At 65.1% G+C, this 8823-nt stretch carries 5 protein-coding genes; all 5 read left to right on the forward strand.

Annotated elements, in window-relative coordinates; genetic code table 11:
• The first annotated feature begins 30 nt into the window (after positions 1–30).
• The 5 genes from trpA to rsgA all read left to right on the forward strand — a co-directional run bounded on the left by trpA (position 31) and on the right by rsgA (position 8666).
• The gene (gene trpA / locus GNK13_RS19890; protein ID WP_164104309.1) at positions 31–876 is read left to right on the forward strand and encodes a tryptophan synthase subunit alpha; all 846 of its coding nucleotides are present in this window, start codon (positions 31–33) and stop codon (positions 874–876) included.
• Positions 877–894: 18 nt separating this feature from the next.
• The gene (locus tag GNK13_RS19895; RefSeq protein ID WP_164104310.1) at positions 895–2238 is read left to right on the forward strand and encodes a hypothetical protein; all 1344 of its coding nucleotides are present in this window, start codon (positions 895–897) and stop codon (positions 2236–2238) included.
• A gap of 153 nt (positions 2239–2391) precedes the next feature.
• Entirely contained in the window at positions 2392–5340 is a 2949-nt protein-coding gene (locus GNK13_RS19900; protein WP_203329160.1) for a RecQ family ATP-dependent DNA helicase, read from the forward strand.
• A gap of 116 nt (positions 5341–5456) precedes the next feature.
• The gene (gene ftsH, locus GNK13_RS19905) at positions 5457–7520 is read left to right on the forward strand and encodes an ATP-dependent zinc metalloprotease FtsH (RefSeq protein ID WP_164104311.1); all 2064 of its coding nucleotides are present in this window, start codon (positions 5457–5459) and stop codon (positions 7518–7520) included.
• A 6-nt stretch (positions 7521–7526) separates the two neighbouring features.
• Positions 7527–8666, forward strand: a complete 1140-nt coding sequence (gene rsgA / locus GNK13_RS19910; protein WP_164104312.1) for a ribosome small subunit-dependent GTPase A — start codon at positions 7527–7529, stop codon at positions 8664–8666.
• The last annotated feature ends 157 nt before the right edge of the window (positions 8667–8823 follow it).

The raw sequence follows: 8823 nt of genomic DNA on the forward strand, positions 1-8823 counted from the left end.
CTCGGTCTCCCCCTCCCTCCCTAAATACGCATGTCCGACGTCGACGTCCTGTTTGCCAGGCTCCGCTCCGAGGGCCGCAAGGCTTTGCTTCCGTTCATCTCCGCGGGCGATCCCGACATCGAGACGACTGCGGCGATCATCCGCACGCTCGCCGAGGCCGGTGCGGACATGTGCGAGGTGGGGGTTCCCTACAGCGATCCGATTGCCGACGGGCCGGTGATTCAGGCTTCGTATCAGCGGGCCCTGGAGAGCGGATTTCGGCTGAGCCAGCTGTTCGAGCTCGGCGAGTCGCTCCGCAGCGGCTCGCCGCAGCCGCCGCTGAGTCTGCCGATGGTCACCATGGTCAGCTACTCGATCATGCTCCGGACCGGGATTGAGGCCTACGTCCGTCGCGCCGTGGCAGCGGGCTACAGCGGTGCGATCGTTCCCGACTTGCTCGTTGAGGAAGCGGACGAAGCGGCCCGGATCTGCCGCGCCCACGACTTTAGCCTCGTCCAGCTGGTCACGCCCACGACGCCTCGCGATCGGCAGCTGCGGATCGCCGAGTTGTCGAGCGGATTTTTGTACGTCGTCTCGGTCACCGGGATCACTGGCGAGCGTCGCGAGTTACCCCCGAGCCTGCTCGAGAACGTCGGCTGGTTGCGGGAGCAGACCGAGTTGCCAATCTGCATTGGTTTCGGGATCAGCGGTCCGGAGCAAGTCCGGCAGCTCGCCCCGGTCGCCGACGGATTGATCGTCGGCTCGGCCTTCGTCCGCCGGATCGCCGCCGCGCACGATGGCCGCGCGGCGATGCTCGAAGATGTCAAAGCCTTCGCCGAAGAATTGATTCAGGCGATGCGCGAGCCCGTGGGGCTTGCTTCCAAGCGAACTCAGTAACGGAGAAACTCAGTCCCGATGCGATATTCACTCTCTGCCGCCGCGCTGCTCAGCCTCACCCTGCATCTTGGCTGCAACCGCTCGCCGGCGCCGGAAGGTCCGGCCGTCGAAGATCAGGGTTCCGCGGCGACTCAGGAAGTTGTCCCAGCCGCCCCGAGCGTGCCCGACGACGCGGCGGTCGTTGCGGCGATCGAAGCGAACAGCGGCGCGGTCGTCCGCCGCAGTGGAGAGAACATCGTCGAGCTGAATCTGCTCGGGCTTTCGCCGGCGGACAACGAATCGCTCGTGGAAGAATTCGCTTGGGCTGCCGGTCTGCCTAGGCTCGAGACGTTGATCGCTTCGGGACCGGGAATTACCGACGAAGCGGCTTTGCTGCTGGCGGACCATCCGGCCCTTTCGGTGATCCGCTTTGATAAACGCAGCCTGGTCGGAGACGAGGGGATTGCCGTGATCGCCGCGCTGCCCCGGCTCACCGACATCAGCCTCGAGCGGTCGGAGATCACCGACGAGTCGCTCAAGTCGCTCTCGGCCAGCGAGACGCTGCTGCGGATCCGCGCCCCGCGGACCAAGCTGACCGACGCCGGCGTCAAACACCTCGAGCAGACCGAACAGCTTGAGTTGCTCGACCTGCTCGAGTGCACCGGAATCTCCGACGCCTCGCTCGCCTCGGTAAGCGGGCTGACCAATCTACGGAATCTCCGCGTCTTCGGCGGGGCGGTCACCGACGAAGGCATGCCCCACCTCTCGGGATTGACCAACTTGGCCGCGCTCGGCCTGCAGTACGCCAACGTCACCGACGAAGGTGTCCGGCATCTCGAAGGGCTCAAGAATCTCAAGGAGATCAACCTCTACGGGACGAGCATCACTGACGCCGCGCTCCCGTCGCTGGCCAAGATGCCCAAGCTGGCCAAGGCCCGGCTCCGCGAGACTGGCATTCGTGGTGAAGACGCGGCGGCGTTCGCGGAGATGCAGGCGATGCGGGACTTGGATCTGAGCGAATGCCCGGTCCAGGACGCGGCACTGGAGCACATTGGCAAGATCAGCCAACTCCGGGCGCTGAACCTCTGGAACACCGAAGTCACCGATGCGGGCGTCGCTGAACTGGCCGAGCTCAAAGAACTGACGCAGCTGAATCTCGACAACGTGTGGGATGTGACCGATGCGTCGCTCGACACCATCGCCCAGCTTCCCAAGCTCCAGCTGCTGCACCTCGGCGGAACGGGAATCTCCGACGAAGGGTTGCCCAAACTGTACGGGCTGAAAAATCTGCGAACGCTGTTCATCACCCGCACCGCGGTCTCGAACGAGGCGTACGAAGAACTTCAAGCGAAGATGCCCTGGGTCACCCGGATCGAATTCTGAGCCCGGAGTACTGAGTGCTGAGGACTGAGTACTGAGTACTGGCTCTTGGGCTCTAAGTAGAAGCTCCGGTTGCCGAGCCGTATAATCCGTCAGTGTTCGTCTGACGACTAATCCTGCTGCCGATTTCCTCGCTCCCCGAAATCCCCCTCGCGCATGCCTGTCCCCGAAGCCCAATCCGCCGCGGTGGCCAACCCCGCGGGGCTGCTGGAGCGTTTTGGGCTCGAGTCGTTTCGGCCCGGTCAGGACGACGTGGTCGGCGCGGTGCTCGGCGGCGAGGACGTGTTGTGCGTGATGCCGACCGGCGGCGGCAAGAGCCTCTGCTACCAGCTGCCGAGTTTGGCGCTCACCGGGACGACGATCGTCGTCTCTCCGCTGATTGCGCTGATGAAGGACCAGGTCGATACGCTCCGCCAGCGGGGCATCTCGGCCGCCTTGATCAACAGCACGCTCTCGGCGGCCGAGCAGTCCGAGGCGATGGAGCAGATGGCGGCCGGGACGTTCGACCTGGTCTACATCGCTCCGGAGCGGCTGCGGAACAGTCGCTTTCTCGAAGCGCTCGAGCGCGTCAAGGTTTCGTTGCTGGCGGTCGACGAGGCGCACTGCATCAGCGAGTGGGGGCATGACTTTCGCCCCGACTACGCGCGGCTCGGCAAGTTTCGCGAGCGGTACCTCGGCGACGTGCAGACGATCGCCCTGACGGCCACCGCCACGCCGACGGTTCGCGAGGACATCTGCCAGCTCCTGCACTTGAAAGCGCCGCGGCATTTCGTGACCGGCTTTGGTCGCAAAAACCTGCGGTTCGCCGTCGAACACTGCAAAGGGGACCGCGACAAAGATGCGTGGCTGACCGAATACCTCGCCCACCAGCGGGGCGCGGGAATCATCTACGCGGCGACGCGGAAGCGGTGCGAGGAGCTGGCCGGCTGGCTGCCCGAAAAAGTCCGGCGACCGATCGGCGTCTACCATGCAGGGCTCGAGCCCGCCCAGCGGCAGGCGGTCCAAGAGCAGTTCATGTCGGGCAAGCTCTCGGCGATCGTGGCGACCAACGCCTTTGGGATGGGGATCGACAAATCGGACCTGCGGTTCGTCGTCCACTACAACATGCCCGGGACGCTCGAAGCGTACTACCAGGAGGCGGGCCGCGCCGGCCGCGATGGGCTGCCGAGCGAGTGCGTGTTGCTGTTCAGTTACTCGGACCGCCACATCCAAGAGTTTTTCATCGAGAACCGCTATCCCACCGCGGAACTCGTCCACAAGGTCTACCGCTATCTGCTCTCGCGAACCGAGGACCCGATCGAGTTGACGCTCGCCCAGGTCCGCGACGCGGTCGAGAAAGAGGCTTCGCCCGAAGCGATTGGAACGGCCGAGACGCTGCTCGGCCGCGCCGGGGTCCTCAAGCGTTTAGATAGCAGCAGCAATCAGGCCGTGTTGCGGATCGATAGCGACCTGCCGACGCTGCTCGATTTGCTGCCGCGCGAAGCCAAAGTCCGCCGCCGCGTGATGCGAGCGGTGGAAAAAATCGTCGGCTCGCGGCGCTATGAGGATGTGTACGTGCGACCGCAGCGGATTTGCGAGCTGGCCGAAGTCAACCGCGACCAGCTCTCGCGGGTGATGCGAGAACTCTCGGGGCTGAAGGCGTTTGACTACGTGCCTCCGTTCCGTGGCCGCGCCGTGCACCTGCTCCGCCACGACCTGGCGTTCGCGGATCTGCAGATCGATTTCGACGAGCTCGAACGGCGGAAACGGGCCGAGTACGACAAACTCGAAGCGGTGATCAGCTTTGCTCGCACCGCCCACTGCCGCCAGCGCGAGATCCTGCACTACTTCGGCGACGCCGGCGAGCGGGAGTGCGGCTCGTGCGATCGCTGCCAACCCCAGCGTCCCCCGCAGCTCAGCGGCTCGGGGGCCGCGGAGGCGGCGGCAGCGACGGCCCCGGCCACGTCGAACGCCAAGACCGTCCCGAGCGACGACCCGGCGCTGGTCCGTGGGCTGCAAATCGCCCTCAGCGGAGTGGCCCGGACCCATGGGCGGTTCGGCAAAGGACTGGTCGCCCAAATGCTCTGCGGCTCGCAGAACAAGAAGATCCAGCAGTGGAAGCTGAACCGCTTGAGCACCTACGGGATGCTCTCCGGGTTGAAGCAAACCCAGGTCAGCGAAGTCCTCGACGCGCTGACCGAAATCGGCTTGCTGACGCAGGTCGAGGTCGATCAGCGGCGTCCCACGATCCATCTGACCGACTCGGGCAAAGCGGTGATGCTCGGCCGCCAGAGCGTCCCGAGCGTGCTCAAGCTGCCTTACCCCCTGGCAAAACGTCTGGCCGCGATCGCCTCCCGCCTCGAGCCGGGCGACGTCGCCAGCCGCTCGGCTGCGGTCAGCGATGAGGGCCAAGCCGAGGCGGGGAGCGAGAGCGGTGCAGGGCAGGGCGAGGCGGATCCGGAAACGGTCGCCCTGGTCGACCGCCTGCGGCACTGGCGGCGGCGAGTCGCAGCGGCAGCCGGACTGCCCGCCTTCCGCATCCTGACCAACGCGACCCTCCAGCGGATCGCCGAACAGCAACCGAAATCGGTCGGCGAACTCGAGCAGATCAAAGGCATCGGGCCCTCCACGATCGAGGAATACGGCTACGATCTCATCGAGCTGGTCGTCCACAGCAGCCCCGCCGAAAAACCAGAAGCGAGTGGCGAGGAGTCCGAGGCGAGCGGCGAGGAGCCCGAGGCGAGTGCCGAGGAGCCAGAGGAGAGTGGCGAGGAGCCGGAGGCGAGTGGCGAGGAGCCAGAGCAGGAGCCAAAGCAGGAACAGGAGCAGGCGTTGGACGCGGGGTCGGCGGCGACGGCTCCGCGGGCCCAACCGGGCTACTGGACCTGGCGGCTGCTCAATGACGGCTACAGCGCCGAGGACGTGGAGTCGATCCGACGGATCGATCGCGAACGGCTGCTCGACGATCTGCTCGAGCAGGCGCGGCGGGGCCGTCCGGTCGCGCTCGATTGGGTGCGGACGGGCTCGCCCGGGAGCGGTCCGGCGGCTCCAAACGCCGCCGGGGGGGCTGTCGAGCGGCGATTGGTCGAACTCGCGCAGTTGATCCTTGGCGGCGGCCGCGGTTAGGCAATCCAGGCGGCGACCGCTACAATAGCGGCCGCCGAACCGGTACGCTTTCAATCTTCCGGCGACCGGACGCGGGAAAGGGCGCCGGAAAATTTGGAGGCGAAGAAAGGCTGGAGATGGAGAAATCGGACAAAGAACCGCGGACCAGTGGTGGTGGTGAAGCCAACGCCCCGCGACGCAATAACAGCACCTGGCTGATCTTCTTGGTGATCGCCGGGATCGCAGCGATCCTGTTCCTGAGGGGCGAAACTCCCAAAACTCCGATTCCCTACAGTTTTTTCCAGCGCGAGCTGGAGCGGGGGAATATCGAGAGCGTCCAGATCGCCCCGGACCGCGCGACCGGCCGCTTCAAGACGGCCCCGCTGGCGCCGCAGGTGTATCGCGACGGTCAGCTGATCCAACCCAAGGGTCCCGACGGCAAGCCGCTCGACGCGCTCGATGAATTCGAGGTGGTCCTGCCGCAGGGCCGCGACGTGATCGACCGGCTGACCACCCAGCTCGAAGCGAACGACGTCTACTACGAAGCGGTCCCGGCGGACAATACCTTCGAGATCGTCTACATGGCGTTGCTCTTTGGGTTGCTGCTCGGCGTGCCGCTGTTCTTCATCATGATGCTGCGGCGGACCCGCAACGACATGATGGGAGGGGGCGGGTTTCTTTCGGGCTTCAGCAAGAGCCCCGCCAAGCGCTACGAAGGGGCCGACCAGATCATCACCTTCAAGGATGTCGCCGGTCTCGAAGGGGTCAAAGCCGACCTGCAAGAGATCGTCGATTACCTGAAGAGTCCCGAAAAGTTTCGCAAGCTCGGCGGCCGCGTTCCCCGCGGCGTGCTGCTCAACGGACCGCCGGGAACGGGCAAGACGCTCCTGGCTCGCGCTGTGGCCGGGGAAGCCAACGCACCGTTCTTCTCGGTCAACGGTTCGGAATTCATCCAGATGTTCGTCGGCGTCGGAGCGAGCCGCGTCCGCGACTTGTTCAAGACCGCGAAGGAACAGAGCCCGGCGATCATCTTCATCGACGAGATCGATGCCGTCGGCCGCCAGCGTGGTGCGGGACTCGGCGGCGGGCACGACGAGCGCGAGCAGACGCTGAACCAGATCCTCGGCGAGATGGACGGCTTTAGCCCCAACCAAGCGGTGATCGTGGTCGCGGCGACCAACCGTCCCGACGTACTCGACCCGGCGCTACTGCGTCCCGGCCGCTTCGACCGCCACGTGACCGTCGGTCGCCCCACGCTCAAAGGCCGCGAAGAGATCTTCAAAGTTCACGTCCGCGATGTGCCGCTGGCCGATGACGTCGATCTGCATCGCTTGGCTGCCGGCACGGTCGGCTTGACCGGTGCCGACATCCGCAACCTCGTCAACGAAGCGGCCCTCTGGGCGGCTCGCAACGACAAGCAAGAAGTCACGATGGAGGACTTCGACTACGCCCGCGACAAAATCTTGATGGGGGCCAAGCGGGAAGAAGTCCTGCAGGAAAGCGAGAAGGAAAAGACCGCCTACCACGAAGCCGGCCACACCCTGACCGCGTGGCATTTGGACGGTGGAAACATCGTCCATAAAGTCACCATCATCCCCCGCGGCCGGGCCCTTGGCGCCACGCAGTACCTGCCGGTCGAGGATCGCTTGAGCATCTCCAAGCGCGAACTCGAGGACCAATTGATCGTGCTGCTCGGCGGCCGCGCCGCGGAGAAAATCATCTACGACGAAACGACGGTCGGGGCCGAGAACGATCTGGAGCGAGCCACCAGCATCGCCCGCCGCATGGTCACCCACTGGGGAATGAGCCCCAAGCTCGGGCCGGTCAGCTACAAGACTTCCGACGAGGATCCCTTCCTCGGCCGCGAGATCCACCAACAGCGGCATTTTAGCGAGCATACGCAGGAAACGATCGACGAAGAGGTGGCGCGGATCCTGCACCAAGCCGCCGAAGGTGCGGAAAAAATGCTCACCGACCGCCGCGAAGAACTGGAGCGATTGACCCGCGCGTTGATCGAACGCGAAGAGCTCAGCGAAGCCGAGATCACCGACCTGATCGGGCCCTCGATCCACGCCCGCCGCTCCCAGCGGAACGGAAAGCCCGAAACGGTCATGGCTCCGGAGAGCGCGGCGGACCATTCCCCGGGGCCCATCGTTCCCCAACGCAGCGATGCGAACGAGAACGATTCCGAAGCAAGCTGAGCCTCCATGGCCAAACGCCACTCCCAAAAACTCCGCGCCGAGTTTCGCAAAAAGCACCAAGGTCGCGTGCGAAAGCGCGATTTGACGCGGAAGTTCCACGAGGGGAATGAGACCGAACTCGACGACGTCATCCAGAGCGAACGGGTCAGCGGCAAAGGGGAACTGACTCGCAAGCGGACCGTCCTCGGCAGCGATTCGGCTCCCGACGAGGCCGCCGGCATGTCGGTCCGCCTCGACGATGGCTCGACCGCCATCGGAGGCCGCGTGCTCAGCGTCCATGGGCTGCAAAGCCGCGTGCTCGGCGACGACGGCCGGCTCTACTCCTGCGCGGTCCGGCAGCTCCTCAAATCGCTCAGCACCGATCAGCGGCACGTCGTCGCGGCCGGAGATCGCGTCGTCGTCCGACCCGAGTCGGAGACCAGCGGCATGATCCACTCGGTGCAGCCTCGCAGCAGCACGCTCTGCCGCACCAGCCGCGGTCGCCAACATGTGATCGTCAGCAACGTCGATTGCCTGCTGATCGTCGTCAGCGCTGCCCAGCCCGATCTGAAGCCGGGACTCGTCGATCGCTTCCTGCTGACCGCCGAACGGTTTGAGATCCGCCCGGTGATCTGCATCAACAAAGTCGACCTGGTCGATCAAGCGACGCTCCAGCCGGTCGCCGGCGTCTTCGCCCAGCTCGGCTATCCGGTGCTGCTGACCTCGGCCGCCACAGGGCAGGGGATCGAGTACCTGCGGGCCCTGGTGCACAATCGCGAAGCGGCCCTGGCCGGGCAGAGCGGCGTCGGCAAGAGCAGCCTGCTCAACGCCGTCGAACCCGAGTTGGGACTGCGCGTCGGCGAGGTCAGCCGCGAGAACGACAAAGGCAAACATACGACCACCGCGGCCGAACTGATTCCGCTCCGCAGCGGCGGCTTTGTCGTCGATACGCCGGGGATTCGGCAGTTCCAGTTGTGGGACATTACGGCCGAGGAAGTCGCCGGGTTGATGCCCGACCTGCGGCCGTATGTGAGCCACTGCCGCTATCCCAACTGTCGACACTTGGCCGAAGACGCCTGCGCGGTCAAGGAAGCCGTAGCCGACGGACGGATCGATGCTCGTCGCTACGACAGCTACTGCCATCTGATCGAAGAGGAATTGGCCTGAGCCCGCGCTGTCAGAAAACCCGCAACGACAACCTCCCCGGGGGGAGGGTAATGCCAAAAGGGAGTTTTCTGACAGAGCCTAGCTGGACAGCGCCACTTTGGATTGGTTCGGAGCAGGACGGCTCGCGGAAAAATCGTTTAACGGCAAGCCGAAGGCG

The organism is Candidatus Laterigemmans baculatus, from assembly GCF_010367455.1.
Lineage (GTDB): Bacteria > Planctomycetota > Planctomycetia > Pirellulales > Pirellulaceae > Laterigemmans > Laterigemmans baculatus.